The following is a 21,069-nucleotide window of genomic DNA, read 5'->3' on the forward strand; positions in this document are numbered from 1 at the left end:
TTAAAATCTATCTCTCAATTTTATTGCAGGTACTCCTGCCCATATTTCATTTTTCTTAATATTTTTTGTAACCATAGAGCCTGCAGCAATTATACTATTTTCCCCAATAGTAATTCCCTGTAAAATCGTTGCATTTGCCCCGACCCAAACCCCATCACCTATAAATATAGAAGAATTTATATGTGTTTTATTTCTCTTATCAGGATCTAATCCGGTCGATATTAACGAAACTCCAGCTGATATTGTCACATTATTTCCAATTTTAATGCCACCCATACCATTTAAATATACATTATGATTTAATGAACACCCGTCTCCAATTTCTATTCGATCTTCAAATAAAACATCTTGATTACCAAAAACTGAAATATTGTCATTCCTTAAAAAAACCTTTATTTTTTTCTTATTATAGGCATTTATCAATTTTCTAAAAAACTTAAAAATATACATATACAACATCGAAAAACACTCCAAGCATAAATTTAAAGTCAAGTAACTTATTCTAATTAACTAAAGAGCTAACATATAAAAGATTAAAGCAATGTTATTTTATTCAACAATTTACCATCGATATCTTTTGGGGATAACGTCAGTTCATCAATTAATGGCCACTCAATATTCAAACTTGGTTCATTCCATAACAAAGTAACTTCAGCGTTTGGGTTATAATAATCTGTACACTTATATACAAATTCAGCTTCATCACTAGTCACGTAGAAACCATGAGCAAAACCCTTTGGCACCCATAATTGTCGTTTATTCTCTGCAGAAAGGTACTCCCCAACCCATTGACCAAACGTGGGAGAGTTTTTACGAATGTCCACAGCAACATCAAATACTTCTCCTGAGATCACGCGCACAAGCTTTCCCTGTGTATTTTCAGTTTGGTAATGCAAACCACGCAAAATGCCTTTTCTGGATTTTGAGTGATTATCTTGCACAAACTGAGTGGCTTCACCTGTCACGAGCGCTTCAAATTGTTTTTGACTCCAGGTTTCCATAAAAAAACCACGCTCATCACCGAATACGCTTGGTTCAATGATTTTGACATCGGAAATTTTTGTATCAATTACTTTCATTGGATTATTCCGTATAGGCTTTAATGTGTTGTAATGCGGCCTTCCAATCACTCGCTTCAATTGAAAAAGTCTGTGTGATTTTTTTTGTGCTCAATTTGGAATTAGCTGGGCGTTTCGCCAGTGTCGGGTATTGCTCTGTAGTAATACTGTGTAATATTGGCTTCTTACTAATCACTTTATTTTCTTCAGCCACATCAAAGATAGCGTGTGCAAACTCATACCAGCTAACATGAGGCAAGCCTGAATAATGATAAATACCGTACTCGACTGGCATACCTGTTGTAATTTTTTCAGCGATACCAATTAATGCATTAGCAATATCACCTGCATAGGTAGGCCCACCGATTTGATCACCCACGACACTCAACTCATCTCGACAAGTGCCTAAACGAAGCATCGTTTTTACGAAGTTATTGCCATTTACACCAAACACCCAGGCGGTACGAAGAATAATGTGTTTCTCACACGCGTATGCTACGGCTATTTCCCCCGCCAATTTACTTTCACCGTAAATGCCTTGTGGGTTAGTTACATCTCTTTCTTCATATTCGCCTTTTTTATTGCCCTCAAAGACGTAATCAGTTGATATATGCAACATTGCAGCATTTACCTGTTGAGCAGCTTGCGCCAAATAACGAGGGCCATCACGGTTAATGGCATAAGACAGAGCAACCTCATCTTCAGCTCTATCGACTGCGGTGTACGCTGCGGCATTAATAATGATATTTGGCTTAAATTTTTGAACCGTTTGAATCACAGCCCTTTTAACGGTAATGTCTAAGTCTTCTCTGCCTAGAGCAAGTACTTCAACATTATCTTGTTTGCTCAATTTATCTGTTAGACTATGACCAACTTGACCACGGCATCCTGTAATTAAAACACGCATTAACGTGCTACCTTCTTTTTTTGGCTTTCAGTGACCAAGCGCATTAAATATTGACCGTATTCATTTTTCATCATTGGTTTAGCAATCGTGACTACTTGTTCATCAGACAACCAGCAATTTCGCCACGCTATCTCTTCTAAACACGCCACTTTAAGCCCTTGCACGTTTTCAATGGTTTGTACAAAAGAAGACGCTTCATGCAAGCTTTCATGCGTTCCCGTATCAAGCCATGCAAAACCACGACCTAATAACTCAACATTCAATGAGCCATCATGAAGGTACATTTCATTCAACGTGGTAATTTCAAGCTCACCACGATGTGATGGTTTGACTTGCTTAGCCAAATCAACCACGCGGTTATCGTAAAAATACAACCCCGTTACTGCATAATTCGATTTTGGTATTTCTGGCTTCTCTTCAATAGAGATAGCTTTCATGTTGTCATCAAACTCAACCACACCAAAGCGCTCTGGGTCTTTGACTTGATAACCAAATACCGTTGCACCACTCTCACGAGAAGCGGCACTTTTTAGTGTTTGTGAGAAAGACTGACCATAAAAAACATTATCACCCAATACGAGGCACACTGAATCATCGCCAATAAACTCTTCACCAATGATAAAAGCCTGAGCTAAACCATCTGGGCTTGGCTGAATGGCGTATTCGAGGTTAATACCAAAATCAGAGCCATCTCCAAGTAAACGCTTAAATCCCGTATTATCTTCAGGGGTAGTGATTATTAGAATATCCTTAATGCCCGCAAGCATTAAGGTTGATATTGGGTAAAATACCATTGGCTTATCATAGATAGGCAATAGCTGTTTAGACACACCTCGAGTTAATGGATATAAACGTGTACCAGTGCCTCCGGCTAGAACAATCCCTTTCATTATTTCACCTCCTGATTTGAGACACCTAAACGCTCACCGGCATAAGAACCATCAAGCACACGTGACCACCATGCTTTGTTATCTAAATACCATTCAACGGTTTTCCGAATGCCTGATTCGAATGTTTCTTCTGGCTTCCAATCCAATTCACGCTCAATTTTAGAGGTATCAATAGCGTAACGAATATCATGACCCGGACGGTCTGTGACGTACATAATTAAATCTAGGTAATACGCAACGCCTACAGGTTTATTCGGTACCAATTTTTCAAGTAACGAACAAATGGTTTTTACCACGTCGATATTGGCTTTTTCATTATTCCCACCAATATTGTAAGTTTCGCCGACTTCGCCTTCTGTCACTACTTTATAAAGCGCACGAGCATGGTCTTCAACAAATAGCCAATCACGAATTTGCATGCCATTACCATAAACCGGCAAAGGTTTACCCTCTAGTGCATTTAAAATAACTAGCGGGATCAATTTTTCAGGAAAATGGTAAGGGCCGTAGTTATTAGAGCAATTAGTTACCAAGGTTGGTAGACCATAGGTACGTTGCCATGCGCGGACTAAATGGTCGCTTGACGCTTTTGATGCTGAATAGGGGCTACTTGGTTCATATGACGTTGTTTCTGTAAATAAGCCATCCGTTCCTTCTAAATCACCGTATACCTCATCGGTAGAGATATGGTGGAAGCGAAATGCATCATTTCGATTTTTTTCAAGCTTATTCCAGTAAGATCGGGTCGCTTCAAGTAACGTATAGGTACCAACAATATTAGTTTCAATAAATGCTGCGGGGCCATCAATTGAACGGTCTACATGTGACTCAGCTGCTAAGTGCATTACCGCATCAGGCTGATATTCCGAAAATACTCGGTCAAGATCTTCGCGGTTGCAAATATCGACTTGTTCAAACGCATAGCGGTCATTGTTTTCAATATCAACTAATGACTCCAAGTTGCCCGCGTAGGTTAATTTATCTACATTGATGATACTATCGTTTGTGTTTTTGATAACATGACGAATAACAGCAGAGCCGATAAAACCAGCACCGCCAGTAACGAGGATTTTCATACTTTTCTCTTGTATTAAATACTAAAATTAACTCACGGGAGTGAGCATATAATTGAAGGCTAACTGATTTAATTCATTTTTATATCTCAGCTATATTTATACCACTGAGACATATTTAATCTATTTTGAGACAGCCTACCATCAGCTATCCCTTGTAATCACTGGGTTTTACTTACTTTGACTCACAGGCCCCAATAGGTCTTAAACTCGTATACTTGAATTTATTTGGCTTTAGATAACTTTCTAAATAATGTTAGCAAACGCCATACATGATTTATTGCATAGGCATAAATAACAAACACGCAGACAAATAACGATAGCGTAAGCCACTCAGGCGCATGTAACGCTTCCAGTGATATTCCGACCAAAGTCAATGCAACAGAGATACAGCTTATCAATGCTAATGTTTGCCTTGATGAAAATCCTGCTCTTAGAAAGATGTGATGTAAATGGTCACGGTCTGGTTTGAATGGTGACTGCCCTTTACGTATTCGACGTACCATAATTGCAGCCATGTCCATTAACGGCACCGCAATTAACCACAATGCCGTTACTGGTTTAAATGCTTGCTGTTCTGATTGAGTGCCCACCACCAGTAACCAAACTACGGTTAAACCAATTAACATACTGCCCGCGTCACCCATAAATATTTTCTTAAATTTTGAGCTTGGCCATTCGAGGTTAAACATTAGATAAGCCAAGGTGGCGGCAATAAACAATACTGGTAATAAAAACCATTCATTGCGAGTTTGGCTTAGTAGGAAGGCTAATGAACAAAAGGTGATCATTGATAACATGCCAGCAAGGCCGTCGATGCCGTCGACCATATTAAAGGCATTAATAGCGCCGACAACTGCAATAACAGTTAATAACGTACCAAACACGCCTAAATGAACATCGCCAAAACCAAATATGTTACCAAGATTTTCAAGGTAAAGCTCTGCGCCAAAGATCATCATGCTAGCGATTAATACCTGCGCCACCATTCGTGGTTTAACGGGTAAGTCTTGATAGTCGTCAAGCACGCCAATGAACACGATTAAGGCTGCAGCAATTAAATATAAATTAAGTGCTTGGCTTTGCGGCAAAAAGACCATTGCGGCCATTAACACCCCTAGGAAAATGCCAATGCCACCGACTAACGGAATAGACCCAGTGTGGACTTTGCGGGCATTAGGATTGTCAACTAAGCCCAATTTTATGGCAATGGGCTTAGAACAACGAATGCAAACATATGAGGTCAAAAAAGTAAAAACTAGCGGTACTATAAAATCCATAATTAACTCTTTTGTTTAAATCTATTTTTTAATCTACTTTTTAATCTACTTTTTAGAAAAGTATCTAATCAACACGAACATAACAGCTAGCATGCCACCAAGCAACACACCCAACACACAAATTAGTGCGCGCTTTGGGCCGTCTTTTAGCTCTGGCACTAAGGCAGGATCAATGGTTTTGAACGCGTATTGTTCGCGCACTTCGGCAAACATAATAGTTTTTGTTTGCTCTTCAATAATTTCATAGAGCACGTTCTGTAAATCACTTAACCGAGTTTTGCCTAACTGTTGCTCAAGGTAGCTAATACTTTTATGCGCCTCTGTTAAATCACGGGTTTTCATTTCAAGGTTAATCGCGTCGATTAACCAATCGACCCATTGTTTAGCCACTGCTGGTGAATAATGTTTAACTGAAATAGTAACCATAGAGCTGATTTTGTCTTGGCTTATGTTTACGATAGCAGATAATGCTTTATAGGCTTCTTGAGCAGACGGCTGCGGAGTAAATGGCGCTTTAACTTCTCTTAGCCATTTTTGATCGCTAACATCGTAAGCCTGTTCGTTATATATTAATTGATTGCTGTTTTGATCCCAGCCCTTGGTGGCCATTAATGGCACTAACAGGTCATGGTCGTTAATAAATTTTGTGACAAATATTCGCGACTTCATAATTTCAATTGCGAGTGCTGTACTGTCGAGGCTGCCACCACCGCCTAAACTAATGCCGGCAAGGCTAGCTAAGCCACCTAATTGCGAGGCCATACCGCCGCCACTTTGCTCTTGAGCAGGGGCAAGTAAGGCTTCTGATTTGTAGATGTTTGGCAGTGACAATGCGTAAGCAACCGCGGCTGCTGCAAATAAGCTAGTTATTGCAATAATTAGCCATTTTCCTGACCAAATAGCGCGCCATAGTTCGGCGAGGTCAATTTCGTCGTCCTGCTGTTGATGTTGTTGGTTCAGGGCTGCTGCCTGTGCTATTTGTTGCAATAACAAGGTGCTGTCTATTTTGCTTTCGCTGAGGATGGCTGGTTCGCTAAGCTTTTTCTGTTTATCGCTAAGTTTTTTCTGTTTAGCGCTAAGGGCTTGATTCTGACTGCTGAGTGGGTTATTCATGATTAAATCCCACTAATTGCGGCATAAGCAACCGCTGTGTTATATAAAATTTTGGTGATTTGTGCCCATAGAGTCAAGTTATCTTTATGCTCAGTATCAAGTGGCACCACAATAGTATCGCCTGGTTGCATTGTTTTATCCTGCCCGAACCAGCTTGGGATCATCACTGCGCCGTTAGCACGAATCACATAAATTCGGTCATCGTCTGCTCGTCGTTTTAGCCCACCAGACAAACTCAAATATTGCGTGAGTTCTAAGTCATTATTAAACATGTGGGTTGAATTATGTTGTACTTCGCCAACCACCGTTATAATTCGTTGTGGTGATGGAATGTATAACATGTCTCCATCTTCAACTGTCAAATTATTAGTTGCTAGATCAATCACCACACGACCAACCGTGTTAAGGTTTTCTAGCTCGTTTAACATCTTCGATGACTCAGCAAAAGAAGTGGTTGGGCCTTGACTGCTTAAACCTTTTGATGCGATGTCTAACCGCAGTTGATCGGCCAATTTCGCTATTTGTTTGCGCTCATTAGCTTTAATTGCTTCGCGAGTAAAAACCGCACCAGCTAAAAATGCATTTTCGGTATAACCACCGGCCCGTTTAATTACGCTGTTAAGTGATTCACCACGGTGAACAGAGTAGGTACCTGGAAATTTAACTTCACCATTAATCCTTATCGATAAATTTTCTTGCCACGCCGGTATTTTAAACACTTTTAAGCGATCGTTATTCACCAAAAAGCTATTGGCTACATCTTCATTTTGCATCACAGCCTGCAAATTTACATCATAATGGCTAACTTTGGCCCCTTGGTCGGGATCGGTATTAAGGCTGATTAATTCAGCTCGCTTAAGATGAGCGCTTTCTTTTAAGCCGCCAGCTGCTATTAACAAATCACTTAAACGGTTATTTATTGTAATTGGGTATTCACCTGGGAAATAGACCTCACCTGAAATCGTTGCCACGCCAGATGCCCCTTGATGAGTTACTTGACGTTTTAGTTGCTCAACAATAGGGTTGAGCAATGCGCGTCGAGACTCGCTATTTTTTTGCTCAAATATCACGAGTTTGTCTTGCGGTTGTAAGACATAGTTATCTGGTGAGTTTGGAGTCTTTAACAACGTCTCTAGGCTAAATTTATAAAGCTCGATATCACCTTGCAGGTTAAGTTTGCGAATAAGCAAGGCGTAATTAAGATCGGTATTGGTTGTTAGGTCTTTCCAAGTCGACTCTATTACATCACTAATTGCCATGCCTTTACGCCATTGATAGACACCAGGACGATTAACCGCACCGACTAAAGTTACTTGTTGCTGCACTCTATTAGTGGTCGATTTGACGGTTAGTACATCGCCATCTTTTAATTTTAATTTTCGCCCTTGGCGTGTCATTAAGTCGACACTGACTAATTTAGGCAAATGGTTTTTATCAAATGTTTGTAATAGGCTAGCCTGAGGATAAGAATTGGCTTTTAATCCGGCGGCAAGGCCGATTAAGTCACTGATGTTTTCGCCGGCTTTCATTTCGTAAATTGCCGGACGACGTACCTCACCTTTAATCGCAACGGAAGTGCCAACCGGTGGGATAAATATAATGTCACCCGATTGCAGTCTGAGATCGTTTTTGGCAACCCCTTTCGTTAACAACTCATACAAATCAAAGCGACCAACTAGTTTGCCGCCGCGATTTAACTGAATATTGCGTAATGAGCCAATGCCATTGATGCCACCAGAAAGGAACAACGCTTGGGTGATGGTTGACAAGGCACTTACTGAATAAGTGCCTGGTTTGTAAGACTCACCAGCAATAATAATTCGAATAGAGCGTAATTCACCTAGGCTAATGCTCGATTCTACCCCGATATATCGTTCTTTAATTTTTCGCGTAAGGATTCTTTTAAGCTCTTCGAAACTTAACCCCATGACACTAACGGGCCCTAGCTCTGGCAGCTGGATGTTACCACTACGCGCCACAACCAAGCTGTACTGTTTATTGTCTTTGCCATATATTTGTATTTTTATGACGTCGCCTGGTCCCATTAGGTAATCAGACGGCACAGGCACATCACTAACTGGTGCAAAGGTCGTTGGCTCACCTGCAAACATGTCATAGCCAAATCGCTTGAGTGCTATTACTTTTTCTGGGCCGTCGGCAGTCGTGATAGCTGTAACTACTGGGGCTATCCCTTCTTTGACCTGCTGTGATGTTTGTTGTTGGTTCGCACTACGCTCGGTCACCACGGTCGGGTTACTAATGGATTGTTGCTGCTGCTGAGTGCCACTTGGTGGAGAAATGCCATATTGCTTCATTAAGCGCTGTTGTTCAGATTTAGGTATTTGCTTAAATTGCTCTAACATTGCTGGCGACGGCGTAATGGCAGTAGCATTTGCTGCAAATAAGGCTAGCGCAGCCATAATCACACCGCTAACACTTGCTATTTTTAATTTGTAAAAATATGTTTGCAACACGTATGTTTTCTCCGTTTTTTAAGGCGACAAGGTCATTTTAGGATTAGAAAATGACTTTATAATTTACAACTTAAGTTTAAAATAAGACTAACAGTATGCCTTTAGACACGCTACCGCCCTAGGGTGGTGGCTCCCCATTTGCCTTTTTAAATTTTAATTGTGCTGTATTTAATTAAGTTAATAAGCTCAAGTTAACTATTAGCTAACGCAAACTCGTTATTGTTCACCACCAACTTGGCTTGCTGCTCTAGCATCTTTATTAGCAATATAGATCGTTCTAGGCCATCACTGGCTTGGTATATTGCTTCAAGACCTTGGTATATGCCTTGTTGTATTACCACTTTGTCACCAGTTTTTGGTAACGCTGTGGTACTAACTTGCATTGGCATAGCAGCTAATTGTTCTTTTAAGCTGTCGATCACCGCGGCTGGCACTTGTGCATGGTTTAATCCAAAACGCACAAAGCTAGCAATGCCACGGGTTGACCGAATGGCATTAAAGTTGGCAGTAGCAGGATTTAATTTTACAAAGAGGTAATTAGGAAATAACGCTTCGTTTTTAACGTTGCGGACACCTTTACGAACTTTTTCCACTGCTATAGTGGGGTAAAAAGCCTCAATTCCCTGGTTTTGTAGATTTGTAAGTCCCCGCGCTTCCTCGCGCGGCTTGCAATAAAGCAGGAACCAGCTACATGTTTCTCTTGTCATGGCACCAACTGCAGTATTTAAAAGCGTTTCGATTGTATCACCGCTAATGTAAGGCTGACAAGCAAATGTCGCTCAATTAACAGGCTGTAGAACCAAGATCAATCAAATAACATAAAATAAAGTCGAGCTATTACACTAGTTTATCAAGATCGTCACTTGAGTGTGGCTTGCCGACAAATTAGCCGGTCGCGTTGTTGGCTGTCTTTTTTACGCTATTTTAACAATGATTTGGTCACTTATATTCGTTGAAAACCATGAATCTGGGTCACTTTCCACCCATAGCTTTTACTGCCATGGGTAACTCCTCGCCTACGACAACATTTCACTAACGACAACACCATTTGTAACACACTGATTTTACGAGTCATTAACAATACGTTCATGTTAGCAACTACTGGCACGACTGTTGCTTTGTAATAGCGTTACTAATTTTAATAATTATAAGGAAGCACCAAATGTCTTTTACAAAAAAACTGTTAGTCACCGGTCCAATTTTGGCCGCCAGTACTTTACTATTTAGCAGTCTTGCGACTACGGTTCAGGCTCAGCCGATTGAAATTAAGTTTTCGCACGTAGTTGCTGAGAATACGCCAAAAGGTAAAATGGCGATTAAGTTTAAAACTCTCATTGAGCAACGCCTGCCAGGTCAAATTAAAGTTGATGTGTTCCCTAACTCGCAGTTGTTTGGCGATAACAAGGTACTTGAAGCCATGTTATTAGGCGATGTGCAATTAGCCGCACCGTCGTTATCAAAGTTTAAAAAATATACTAAAAAATTACAAATTTTTGATCTACCATTTTTGTTTAAAGACATGGCGGCGGTTGAGCGTTTTCAGCAAGGCCCTGCTGGTCAAAAGTTATTACAGTCAATTAACCGTCGTGGTTTAGTTGGTTTGGGTTATTTACACAATGGTCTTAAGCAGTTTTCTGCGTCGAGCAAGTTGGTTACACCTGGCGACGCTCAAGGCAAAAAATTCCGTATTATGAGTTCAGATGTATTAGCAGCGCAATTTGAAGCTGTTGGTGCCCTGCCGATTAAGAAGCCATTTTCAGAAGTGTTCACCTTGTTGCAAACCCGAGCTATCGACGGTCAGGAAAACACTTGGTCGAACATTTACTCAAAGAAATTCTTCGAAGTTAATCGTTACATTACCGAGTCAAACCACGGTTTGCTTGATTACATGATTGTTACTTCACAAGAGTTTTGGCAAGGGCTAGACGCCAATGTTCAAAAAGAGATTCAGCTAGCATTGAACGAAGCTATTGCTTATGGCAATGCGATTGCCGCAGAAAAAGCACAGTCTGATCGTCAATTGATTGTTGACTCTCGTCGCACTGAAATTTTAACCCTAACTGACGAGCAACGTCAGGAATGGGTTGATGCGATGAAGCCAGTATGGAAAAAGTTTGAATCTAAAGTTGGCAAGGACATGATTGAAGCGGCTATTGCTTCAAACAAATAACCAGCAGTGGTTAGTCGGTGATGTTATGTCATCGATATTGGGCATGGATTGCCACCAACGCGGTGCTGAATAGGCACCGCGCACAATTATATTACCCATCCCAACCGGATAATTATCATGTTAAAAAAATTATTAGGCCGACTCGAAGAAGACATTATCTGTCTGCTCTTGGTGTCGATGACCTTATTGGTAGTGCTAGATGTAGTGCTACGCTTTGGTTTTTCAATGGGCTTCCATTGGATGGCCGAACTCACACTCACCATTGCCGGCTGGTTCGTGCTGTTTGGCATGTCTTACGGCGTTAAAGTAGGCGCTCACATTGGTGTTGACGCCTTTGTAAATATGCTGCCACCGACCGCACGTAAAATTAGCTCGCTTGCTGCGATCAGCATTTGCATGGTCTATTGCATGATGTTTTTGTACGGCAGCTGGGTTTACCTAGCCAAGATGTACACCTTTGGCATGACAATGGAAGATTTGTACTTACCTGAATTTTTTACCTCAATGCTGTCTGACGATGTCGCTTGGGATATCTTAAAGATTGATGTTGAAGAGCGTTTAATTCCTACCTGGATGGCACAAAGCATTTTGTTGTTTGGCTTCGGATTACTGATGTTACGTTTTGTTGAGCTGTTTATTAAAGTGCTGCAAGGCAAAGCCGTTGGATTTAAGCTTGCTGACGAAGCAAAAGAAAGTATGCACCTAGCCCAGCATGATGAGGACAACAAATAATGACTATTGCCGCGCTGTTTATCACCCTATTCGCGTGCATGCTATTAGGCATGCCAATTGCCATTGCGCTTGGTTTTTCAAGCATGATGACTATTTTAGTTTTTTCGAACGACTCGCTCGCCTCTGTTGCATTAAAGTTATACGAAGCAACGTCAGAGCACTACACCTTAATGGCTATTCCGTTTTTCATTTTGTCGTCGGCCTTTTTATCAACTGGCGGCGTTGCTAAGCGTATTATCGACTTTGCAACAGATGCTGTTGGCCATGTTAGAGGTGGCCTTGCGATGGCTTCGGTTATGGCTTGTATGTTGTTTGCCGCTGTGTCTGGTTCATCACCTGCTACGGTAGCTGCGATTGGTTCAATTGTTATCGCTGGCATGGTGCGTGCGGGTTACCCCGAAAGCATGGCTGCTGGTGTTATCGCCAACGCCGGTACTTTAGGTATTTTAATTCCACCTTCAATCGTGATGTTGGTTTATTCAGCAGCCACTGAAGTGTCTGCGTCTAAAATGTTTATGGCTGGTTTAATTCCTGGCTTAATGATGGGCGGCATCTTAATGATCGCCATCTATGTAGTAGCACGCGTTAAAGGTTTACCGTCACGGCCATTCCCTGGCATTGGCCAACTAGCGCGTAGTTGTTTTATTGCGATGGGCGGCTTGATGCTAATTGTCATCGTGATGGGCTCTATCTACGGAGGCATTGCTAGCCCAACAGAAGCAGCTGCAGTAGCTGCCGTTTATGCTTACCTGGTTGCTATCATTGGTTACCGTGACATGGGCCCTATTAAAGGCGTGCCATGGAAATATAAAGATGAAAACTTAGGCAAAGCTATTGTCCGTAACCTTGGTCAAATGGGCTTGGCGTTACCGCGCAGTGTGGTTGACAAAGAAGTGCGGTCGGTGCTGTTAGACGGCTCCAAAGTTAGTATCATGTTGTTATTTATTATTGCTAACGCGATGTTGTTTGCGCATGTATTAACTACTGAGCGTATTCCGCACGAAATTGCGGAAGTAATTGTGGGCTGGGGCTTACCGCCTTGGGGCTTCTTGATCATCGTTAACATTTTACTGTTAGTGGCTGGTAACTTTATGGAGCCGACAGCAATTTTGCTTATCATGGCACCAATCTTGTTCCCTATCGCTACCCAGTTAGGCATAGATCCAATTCACCTTGGCATTATCATGGTGGTCAATATGGAAATAGGCATGTTAACCCCTCCGGTTGGGCTCAATCTCTTTGTGACCGCAGGTATAACGGGTAAAAGCATGGGCTGGGTTATTAAAGCTTGTTTACCTTGGTTGTCGTTGCTATTGATATTCTTAATGTTAATTACCTATGTACCACAAATATCGTTATTTTTACCCGAATATATTGATAAACTAAACGGATATTAAATAACACAGTGAGTGAGTTTTATGAGTAAGCGCAATGTCGCCTAAGCTAATCCGCAGGATCCAAGTAACTATTTTGGTCATTGTCGGGTTACTGCTAACGATAAGATTCACTCACTACCTGGTCATTAACAATGCTTATCAGCAGTTGCAGCAACAATCGCAACGGCAATTAAGTGGCTTAGTGACCTTTTTAGACGGCATGCTTCAGCGCTTTGAAAGCATGCCGCAATTATTATCGCAAAATATTAGTATTCGAAAATCTCTGGCCGAGCCAGATAATCAACAAGCCACCTTGGCGCTTAACCGTTATTTAGAACAGGTTAATCGTTCTATTCATGCTTCCGATATTTATTTAATTAATGAACAAGGTTTTGTACTAGCCGCGAGTAACTGGCAGCTATCACATACATTCGTTAATAGTTTTTATGGTTTTAGGCCCTACTTCACCCAAGCTATAGCTGGCAAGCAAGGCCGTTATTTTGCAGTGGGTACCCGTTCGAATCGTCGAGGTTATTACTTCTCTTATCCTGTAAGCATTGACGGTAAAATTCGTGGTGTAGTGGTGGTAAAGGTCGATGTTGCGCAAATTGAGCAATACCACGGCGAAGTATTTGCTGGAAGTGATAGCCACTTTTTAATTACCGCCGACGACGGTGTTATTTTTGTTAGCGACCAAGCACAGTGGCGGATGAAAACCCTGGGCCCAATATCGCCAGCGCAGCGTCAACTAATAAAGCGTGAACAGCGCTATGCCACACGCCGCTTATCAAAGTTACCCCTGCTAGAGGCAGACCCTTTCGATTATCCGCCTCAAGCACAGTTCAAGGTCATAGAATTACAAGATGACCAATACCCTCCGCATAAAATGTTGTCGCAACAACGTAAAATGAACGACGCAAACTGGTTAGTGCATATTTGGTTACCACTGGATAAAATTCAAAAAATTAGTTTGTATACGATAGTGCTCAGCGCTGCCTTTTATTTACTGGTGGTGATGGCACTATTTTTTGGCCTCGAGCGCTGGCGCAATATAATTCACCTGCGCAAAGCCAGAGCAGAACTAGAGCAGCGAGTTGATGAACGTACTAGTGCGCTAAGTGCCAGTAATAAACTGCTGCGCGATGAAATAGACAAAAAGAAACTTGCACGCCAACAATTAAAAGCCACTCAAGAGCAGCTGATTCAAGCCGCTAAATTAGCCTTAATTGGCGAAATGTCGGCCAGTATTAATCATGAAATTAACCAACCTTTAACGGCCATTCGCAGTTATAGTCAAAATGCTAAAACCATGTTGGATCGTAACATGCCGGACAAAGCGGCGGTAAACCTTGATATTATTTTAGAGCTGGTTGACCGGCTTGCGTCGATTGTTGGTCAGTTTAAAAATTTCACCCGCAAAAGCGTGCAATCTAATAACGCGCTTGAAATACAGCACTGTATCGAGCAAGCGCACACCATTGTGACGCCGCTGCTTAATCAGCACCGGATCAATATTAATTTTGAACTACCCAGTGCCACTATTTACGCCGTGGGCGATCATATTAGGCTAGAGCAAGTATTAGTTAACCTGATTACCAACGCCAGTGAGGCAATGATTGCCAGCAGCGATAAGTCGTTGTGGTTAACGGTGACCGTGGTTAACGCGTCAATTACGATTGAGTTAAGAGATTCTGGCCCCGGCATTTTAGAAACCGAATTTAGCGAACTGTTTGAACCATTTTACACTAACAGACGCAGTGCGTCAGATGGCCAACGGCCAGATTCAGGCCCAGGATTGGGGCTTGGTTTATCTATCTGCAAACGAATTATTGAATCGATGAACGGTCAGATCACTGTGACCAATCATCCCCTAGGCGGTGCTGTTTTTAGCATAAACTTGCCCGAGCACCAGCCTTGTAAGGACGCTTAAGTATGACAACAAACATCAAAAACCTTGATACCCCTTCGTCGCTGCCAATCGAAAATGATATCGAAGTGGTAGTTATTGATGACGAGCGCCATATAACGCACGCCATTGAGCAATTATTAGATTTAGAAGGTTACAAGGTCCGGACCTTTAGCGATGCCAGCCAAGTGCTGCCTTTGTTAAGTCCACAATGGACTGGCGTGATTTTATCGGACATTAACATGCCAATTATGGATGGCTTGACGCTGCTGTCCAAAGCACGGGTCATTGATGCCGACTTGCCAATAATTTTACTGACTGGTTTTGGCGATATAACCATGGCGGTGCAAGCGATGCGCGATGGCGCTTACGATTTCATTGAAAAACCTTTTGATAACGACCTGCTGCTCGACGTGGTGCGCCGTGCCATTGAAAAGCGCCGCTTAACCCTTGAGAATCGTCATTTAAAAGTACAGCTCGCGACTATCTCGGCTATTGGACCGCGTATTTTAGGTGACTCTGCGGTGATGGAACAAATGCGGTTTATGATCCATCAAATATTAGACACCCCAGCAGATGTCTTAATCCATGGTGAAACTGGGACAGGCAAAGAATTAGTTGCCCGTTACCTGCATGATAACGGCAACAGACGTGATGGTAATTTTGTTGCAATCAATTGTGGCGCCATTCCCGAAAACTTAATTGAAAGTGAGCTGTTTGGCGCTGAAGCTGGTGCCTATACCGGCGTTGATAAGCGCCGAATTGGCAAGTTTGAATATGCTAACGGTGGCACCTTGTTTTTAGATGAAATTGAAAGCACCCCGCTACCGCTGCAAATAAAACTGTTACGAGTGTTAGAAGAGCGCAAAGTGGTGCGACTGGGCTCTAACCACTCGATTGATCTTGATATTCGAGTGATTGCTGCAACTAAGGTTGATTTGCCGCAACTGTCTAAAAGTGGCGAATTTCGACTCGATCTCTATTATCGACTAAACCTGCTGGCGGTAAATATTCCAGCGTTGCGCGATCGCAGTGACGACATTCCGTTATTATTCTCTCACTTTACTCGTGTGGCATCAGCGCGTTACAAGCGAGAACAAATTCCAATCACCCAGCAGCATTTAGCGCAATTACGCCAGCATAGCTGGCCTGGCAATGTCCGAGAATTACGCAATTTGGCTGAGCGATATGTATTATTAGGTGGTGACGCCGCGTTTAACCAGCATTTAGGTGCAAATGAGCACGCGATCCACTCAAACATGACGCTGCAACAACGGGTCGGTTTTTTCGAAAAATCGCTGATTCAAGAGTCATTAAGCAATAACAACGGCTGCATTAAAGATTGCATGCACGAACTATCGTTGCCAAGAAAAACCTTGTACGACAAAATAAAAAAATACCATATCGAACGTAAAGAATACGTCGATTAGCTAATGAGGTTTGGTTGTTGATTCGGGAGTTGGGGCTCTTAAATTGGGACAGACAGATTCTTAAATAAGGACAGACATAAATTTATGATTCTTAAATAAGGACAGACATAAATTTATAACTGTAATTTGAGCGGTCTCTTGCATTTTTTTGTAATTAAAATTGCTCAACTTTAGGTTTGTCGCAATGAGAATTTATGATTTCAAGGCTTAGGCTGCTGATTTACGTATTTCATGCAGCAGCGATTATGCCCACAAGAAAGGCTATAATTCAGTTTGTTTTTGATTATAGAGCGTCAACCAACGCCTTTATACCACTCGTGTCCATGAGCATGGGCACAACTGCGTAAATTATTTGCACTACCAGCAAAGCTACCGTATTTCCGTCTGAAATTCTTTATGGTTTCCAGCCAAGTATCTTGTTCTATCCCGAGCTTATTTAAAATAATAGGCTCGGAACCTGCAATACTGCCAAGTTTGTTCGGGTCAACATGCCGACCGCTCCAGCTGACTAACTCTAAGTAATCATCTAATTTAAAAGGTATATCATTAATCCCACCAGAGTTCGCAAAGGGTAACAACGAAGGTGGTTGGGCCTGAACTTTTACATCAGTGTTATTGCTTTTTCGGTGTTGCTGATGAGAATGGTACTGAATAATTCGCTCTCTGATCGAGGTGAATTCACTTGTTCGTAAAGTATCACAGACTCCAGCTCTGATTGGATTTAAATCTACATAGGCCATACAACTTAGCAGTGCAACTTCGTCGAGCAGTGCCTGTGATTTAAAGCGGCCTTCCCAGAATTTTCCGCTGCATTTATCTTCTTTGTTGGATGCTCTAGCAATGTACTCATTTAAGCATTTCATAAACCACGATATATCATGTAATCGTTTACGCCAGACTTGTGAGACATCTATTACAGCTTGCAGATGAGCTGGCGATAATTTATCGCCGTTCAGGTAGTTATCAACCAACAAATTACCCTTGAAAAGTCGGTACCAACGCTCAATCACCTGATCCATAGTCCAACTATCAGCCAACTTTTTATCGACATGTAATACCAGATGATAATGATTACTCATAATCGCATAGGCTGCGATGTCTATCGAGTAGATGGTGGCTAACTTCTTTATTCTATCGATAAGCCACTGCCGACGGTGTTCGTAATTTTTACCGCTATATCGGTCTTTACCACACAAAAAACTGCGTTTAATACAACGATTAATGACGTGATAATAAGAAGTTGAGTCTAGGTCAATTTGGCTATTTCTCGCTCGAGTCATCTTTGCACTACCTAAGCTTGGAAAAACATGTCCAAGCTTAGGTTACAAATGTAATTATGACCAATTTCGAGCGTAAATTACTGAAAGATTCTGCCTGTCCCAAAATAGAGGAGTCAAAGAGGAGAGGCAGAATAGGCGCTAATTTATGCCTGTCCCAAACTGAGGAGAGAGTCGGTGCATAGGTCGGTGATTTGTTGCCATTGGCCGTCTTCAATTAGCTTTGGTGGTACTATCCAGCTACCACCAACGCAACAGACAGAATTAAGCGCTAAATAATCAGGTGCATTGGCTAAAGTAATACCGCCAGTTGGGCAAAACTTAATATCGCCAAAAGGTGCACCTAATGCTTTTAACGCTGGGGCGCCGCCGTTAGACTCAGCTGGGAAAAACTTAAAGTGATCGTAACCCTGCTCAATACCACTCATTAATTCAGAGGCGCTAACAACACCAGGAATAAGTGGAATATCTCCCTCATTAGCGGCCGCTAACAAGCTAGTTGTTGAACCAGGGCTAATAGCAAATTTAGCGCCAGCGGCTGCTACTTGTGCTAACTGCTCAGCGTTAATAACCGTGCCAGCACCAATCAGTGCTTCAGGGCAATTTTGAGCAATTAACGCAATCGCCTCAACAGCACAGTCTGTACGTAACGTAACTTCCATGACTTTAATGCCGCCAGCCAACAAGGCATTCGCTAGCGGAAGTGCTTGTTCGATTTTACTTATTACGATCACCGGAATGATTGGCGCCGAAGCAAAAATTTGTTGTGGGGTCAGTTGCCAGTTTTGACGACTCATATTACCGTTCCTTAATTAATCAGTTTGTTATACATTGGCTAGTTAGCCGTTAACCCGGCGCAAATAATGAGCAGGCACCTTGTTCTGCTCCTGAGAGCTGACTGCGCATGCTGCCAAATAATTCTCGACCCATGCCGATCCGACTCGCGTCAAGATTCGGTACCACTGCTTCGCGTTTTGCTAACACATCAGCATCGACTAACAGGGTTAATTCGCCAGTACGGGCGTCTAGGCGGATCATATCGCCCTCAACAACCTTAGCTAACAGACTACCGTCGACCGCTTCTGGGGTTAGGTGAATAGCCGCAGGCACATTGCCAGACGCGCCAGACATCCGTCCGTCTGTTACTAATGCCACTTTATAACCCTGACCTTGCAAGACGCTAAGCGGTGGGGTTAATTTATGTAACTCGGGCATACCAATCGCTCGTGGTCCTTGAAAACGTACCACCACGACACAATCTTTATTTAATTCACCGGCTTTAAAAGCACCGTCTAAGTCATGCTGACTTTCAAAGATTACCGCTGGTGCTTCAACAAAAAGCTGCTCGTCGCCAAGCGATGACGTTTTGATCACGCCTCGTCCTAGGTTACCCGCCATGACTTGCAAGCCGCCGTGTGTTTGAAATGCCTTTTCTACTGTGGTTAATACCGTTTCGTCGCCACTTTTCTCTGGCGCATCGATCCAATCGAGTTGGCCATCGATCATTACCGGAGTTAAGGTATACTTATCTAAGCCTTTACCAACAATGGTTTGAACATCAGGATGCAAATAACCATTGTCGAGCAGTTGCTTGACCAAAAATGCCATGCCACCGGCTTGTTGGAAGTGGTTGATGTCTGCTTGACCATTAGGATAAATACGGGTCAACAGAGGAATAACACTCGACAATTCGGCAAAGTCATCCCAGTCAATAATAATGCCAGCAGCTAGTGCTACCGCAACCAAATGCATGGTTAAATTAGTCGAACCACCGGTTGCTAACAAACCAACAATGCCATTAACCATTGATTTTTCGTCAATCACTTCGCCAATCGGTGCGTAGTTACCACCCAAGTCCGTGATCCGGCTAACCTGTTTTGCTGCAAAATCAGTTAAGGCTAAACGTAAATCCGTGTCTGGTGCAACGAACGACGATCCCGGCAATTGCAAGCCCATCATTTCGATCACTAATTGATTAGAGTTTGCGGTGCCATAAAAGGTACAAGTACCTGGTGAGTGGTATGACGCCATTTCAACAGCCAATAACTGGCTTTCATCAGCTTCGCCCTTGGCATAACTTTGACGAACCGCGGCTTTCTCTTTGTTTGGAATACCAGATGGCATTGGGCCGGCAGGTACAAATACTGTAGGTAAATGACCAAAGCTTAAAGCGCCAAGCAATAATCCTGGTACAATTTTGTCACAAATTCCGAGCATTAACGTGCCATCAAACATGTTGTGCGACAGCCCAACCGCGGTTGTCATTGCAATGACATCGCGACTTAATAAGCTTAGCTCCATGCCAGGCTGACCTTGAGTAACGCCATCACACATCGCCGGTACGCCACTCACAAACTGGGCAACACTGCCTTCGCGGGCTAGCGCTGCTTTGATTTGTTGTGGATATACTTCGTAAGGCTGATGCGCTGAAAGCATGTCGTTATACGCCGACACGATCGCAATATTGGATTTGGTTAACGAACCAAGATCCGTTTTTACTTCTTTACCACAGCCGGCAACTGCGTGGGCAAAGTTGCCACAAGATAATACTTGGCGCAGTGGCCCTTCGCTTCGAGCTGCGGTAATTTTTTCTAAATAGGCTTGTCGAGTTGCCCGACTACGCTCAATAATTCTTAAAGTGACTTTTTCTATTACGTTATTCATAACTACTCTCTAATCTGGTCGGTTTACGCCGTTCGGCTGATCAACACTTCCAGTGCTGCGTGCTGCGCAATAACGGCACCAATCGGCATCGTTTGATAATTTTCAATCTCACACGCCTGTTCAAATACAGCGACTTTGGCTGATCCTACTAAGGGTAAATAGAGCTTTTTCGCTGCGATAATTTGATTAAGGGTGACACTAATGCGTTGATAAGGTGCTGTTGTTGGGATGGTCACTATAAGCTGCTGCTTATTATCAGGTGCCATCGCGGTTGCGACCTGAGCTGAGCAAGGGAAAATTGACGCTGTATGACCGTCTACTCCCATGCCTAGCACCATCACATCGGCTCCATTTTCGAGTGGTTTAACCCGCAAAATTGCATCGTCAAGCCCAGCATGGGCATCGCTTTGCTCGCCAACCAAAGGAATAAAGGTCGCAGCACTGGCTAGGTTTATGAGTAAGTGAGTACACACTAAAAGCTCATTACTATCACTATGGTTAGCCTCAACCCAGCGATCGTCAACTAAGGATATAGTAACCTTGTGCCAATCGAGTGGTAGCTGGCTTAAACGGTTAAATAAAGCGATGGGTGATTTTCCGCCAGACACTAATAAGCTGGCATGACCTTGACGTGTTATCGCCGCTGCAAGATCTTGGCCGATGCTGTTGGCTAAATGAATTACCGCATCATCGTTGTGTTCAAATTCAATAATATTCAT

At 42.5% G+C, this 21,069-nt stretch carries 18 protein-coding genes; 5 read left to right on the forward strand and 13 right to left on the reverse strand.

Features of this window, described 5'->3' with window-relative positions:
* The 9 genes from HRU23_08425 to rfaH form a co-directional block, all read right to left on the reverse strand.
* Complete coding sequence (locus HRU23_08425; protein ID NRA54153.1) at window positions 1-459, reverse strand: acyltransferase; 459 nt, start codon at window positions 457-459, stop codon at window positions 1-3.
* Between the two features lie 74 nt (window positions 460-533).
* Window positions 534-1,079 carry a dTDP-4-dehydrorhamnose 3,5-epimerase gene (rfbC, locus tag HRU23_08430; protein NRA54154.1) on the reverse strand — a complete coding sequence of 182 codons (546 nt, stop codon included), beginning with the start codon at window positions 1,077-1,079 and terminating at the stop codon, window positions 534-536.
* A gap of 4 nt (window positions 1,080-1,083) precedes the next feature.
* A complete protein-coding gene (gene rfbD, locus HRU23_08435; protein NRA54155.1) occupies window positions 1,084-1,965 on the reverse strand; it encodes a dTDP-4-dehydrorhamnose reductase in 882 nt (293 codons plus the stop codon).
* Window positions 1,965-2,855 carry a glucose-1-phosphate thymidylyltransferase RfbA gene (gene rfbA / locus HRU23_08440; protein NRA54156.1) on the reverse strand — a complete coding sequence of 297 codons (891 nt, stop codon included), beginning with the start codon at window positions 2,853-2,855 and terminating at the stop codon, window positions 1,965-1,967. The genes rfbD and rfbA overlap by 1 nt, the downstream gene beginning before the upstream one ends.
* Window positions 2,855-3,931: a dTDP-glucose 4,6-dehydratase gene (gene rfbB, locus HRU23_08445; protein ID NRA54157.1), complete on the reverse strand. Its 1,077-nt coding sequence runs from the start codon at window positions 3,929-3,931 to the stop codon at window positions 2,855-2,857. The genes rfbA and rfbB overlap by 1 nt, the downstream gene beginning before the upstream one ends.
* Window positions 3,932-4,152: 221 nt before the next feature.
* On the reverse strand, window positions 4,153-5,208 hold the full coding sequence (gene wecA, locus HRU23_08450; protein ID NRA54158.1) for a UDP-N-acetylglucosamine--undecaprenyl-phosphate N-acetylglucosaminephosphotransferase: 1,056 nt from the start codon (window positions 5,206-5,208) through the stop codon (window positions 4,153-4,155).
* A gap of 45 nt (window positions 5,209-5,253) precedes the next feature.
* Window positions 5,254-6,321: an LPS O-antigen length regulator gene (locus HRU23_08455; protein NRA54159.1), complete on the reverse strand. Its 1,068-nt coding sequence runs from the start codon at window positions 6,319-6,321 to the stop codon at window positions 5,254-5,256.
* 2 nt (window positions 6,322-6,323) lie between these two features.
* Window positions 6,324-8,741 carry an SLBB domain-containing protein gene (locus HRU23_08460; protein ID NRA54160.1) on the reverse strand — a complete coding sequence of 806 codons (2,418 nt, stop codon included), beginning with the start codon at window positions 8,739-8,741 and terminating at the stop codon, window positions 6,324-6,326.
* A gap of 245 nt (window positions 8,742-8,986) precedes the next feature.
* A complete protein-coding gene (rfaH, locus tag HRU23_08465) occupies window positions 8,987-9,502 on the reverse strand; it encodes a transcription/translation regulatory transformer protein RfaH (GenBank protein NRA54161.1) in 516 nt (171 codons plus the stop codon).
* A gap of 455 nt (window positions 9,503-9,957) precedes the next feature.
* Here rfaH and HRU23_08470 point away from each other — a divergent pair, with 455 nt between their 5' ends.
* From HRU23_08470 to HRU23_08490, 5 genes are all read left to right on the forward strand, one after another.
* Window positions 9,958-10,965 (forward strand): TRAP transporter substrate-binding protein, encoded by a 1,008-nt coding sequence (locus HRU23_08470; GenBank protein NRA54162.1) that lies wholly within the window; start codon window positions 9,958-9,960, stop codon window positions 10,963-10,965.
* Between the two features lie 117 nt (window positions 10,966-11,082).
* Window positions 11,083-11,697: a TRAP transporter small permease gene (locus HRU23_08475; protein NRA54163.1), complete on the forward strand. Its 615-nt coding sequence runs from the start codon at window positions 11,083-11,085 to the stop codon at window positions 11,695-11,697.
* Window positions 11,697-13,094: a TRAP transporter large permease subunit gene (locus tag HRU23_08480; protein NRA54164.1), complete on the forward strand. Its 1,398-nt coding sequence runs from the start codon at window positions 11,697-11,699 to the stop codon at window positions 13,092-13,094. Before HRU23_08475 ends, HRU23_08480 begins: the two co-directional genes overlap by 1 nt.
* Before the next feature lie 34 nt (window positions 13,095-13,128).
* Entirely contained in the window at window positions 13,129-15,003 is a 1,875-nt protein-coding gene (locus tag HRU23_08485; protein NRA54165.1) for a sensor histidine kinase, read from the forward strand.
* A gap of 2 nt (window positions 15,004-15,005) precedes the next feature.
* Window positions 15,006-16,409 carry a sigma-54-dependent Fis family transcriptional regulator gene (locus HRU23_08490; GenBank protein NRA54166.1) on the forward strand — a complete coding sequence of 468 codons (1,404 nt, stop codon included), beginning with the start codon at window positions 15,006-15,008 and terminating at the stop codon, window positions 16,407-16,409.
* A 293-nt stretch (window positions 16,410-16,702) separates the two neighbouring features.
* Here HRU23_08490 and HRU23_08495 read toward each other — a convergent pair whose 3' ends face one another.
* From HRU23_08495 to pgl, 4 genes are all read right to left on the reverse strand, one after another.
* A complete protein-coding gene (locus HRU23_08495) occupies window positions 16,703-17,689 on the reverse strand; it encodes a transposase (GenBank protein NRA54167.1) in 987 nt (328 codons plus the stop codon).
* A 143-nt stretch (window positions 17,690-17,832) separates the two neighbouring features.
* Complete coding sequence (locus HRU23_08500; protein NRA54168.1) at window positions 17,833-18,483, reverse strand: bifunctional 4-hydroxy-2-oxoglutarate aldolase/2-dehydro-3-deoxy-phosphogluconate aldolase; 651 nt, start codon at window positions 18,481-18,483, stop codon at window positions 17,833-17,835.
* Window positions 18,484-18,532: 49 nt separating this feature from the next.
* On the reverse strand, window positions 18,533-20,350 hold the full coding sequence (locus HRU23_08505; protein ID NRA54169.1) for a phosphogluconate dehydratase: 1,818 nt from the start codon (window positions 20,348-20,350) through the stop codon (window positions 18,533-18,535).
* Between the two features lie 23 nt (window positions 20,351-20,373).
* Window positions 20,374-21,069 carry a 6-phosphogluconolactonase gene (gene pgl / locus HRU23_08510; protein ID NRA54170.1) on the reverse strand — a complete coding sequence of 232 codons (696 nt, stop codon included), beginning with the start codon at window positions 21,067-21,069 and terminating at the stop codon, window positions 20,374-20,376.

This window comes from Gammaproteobacteria bacterium, assembly GCA_013214945.1.
Classification (GTDB): domain Bacteria; phylum Pseudomonadota; class Gammaproteobacteria; order Enterobacterales; family Psychrobiaceae; genus Psychrobium.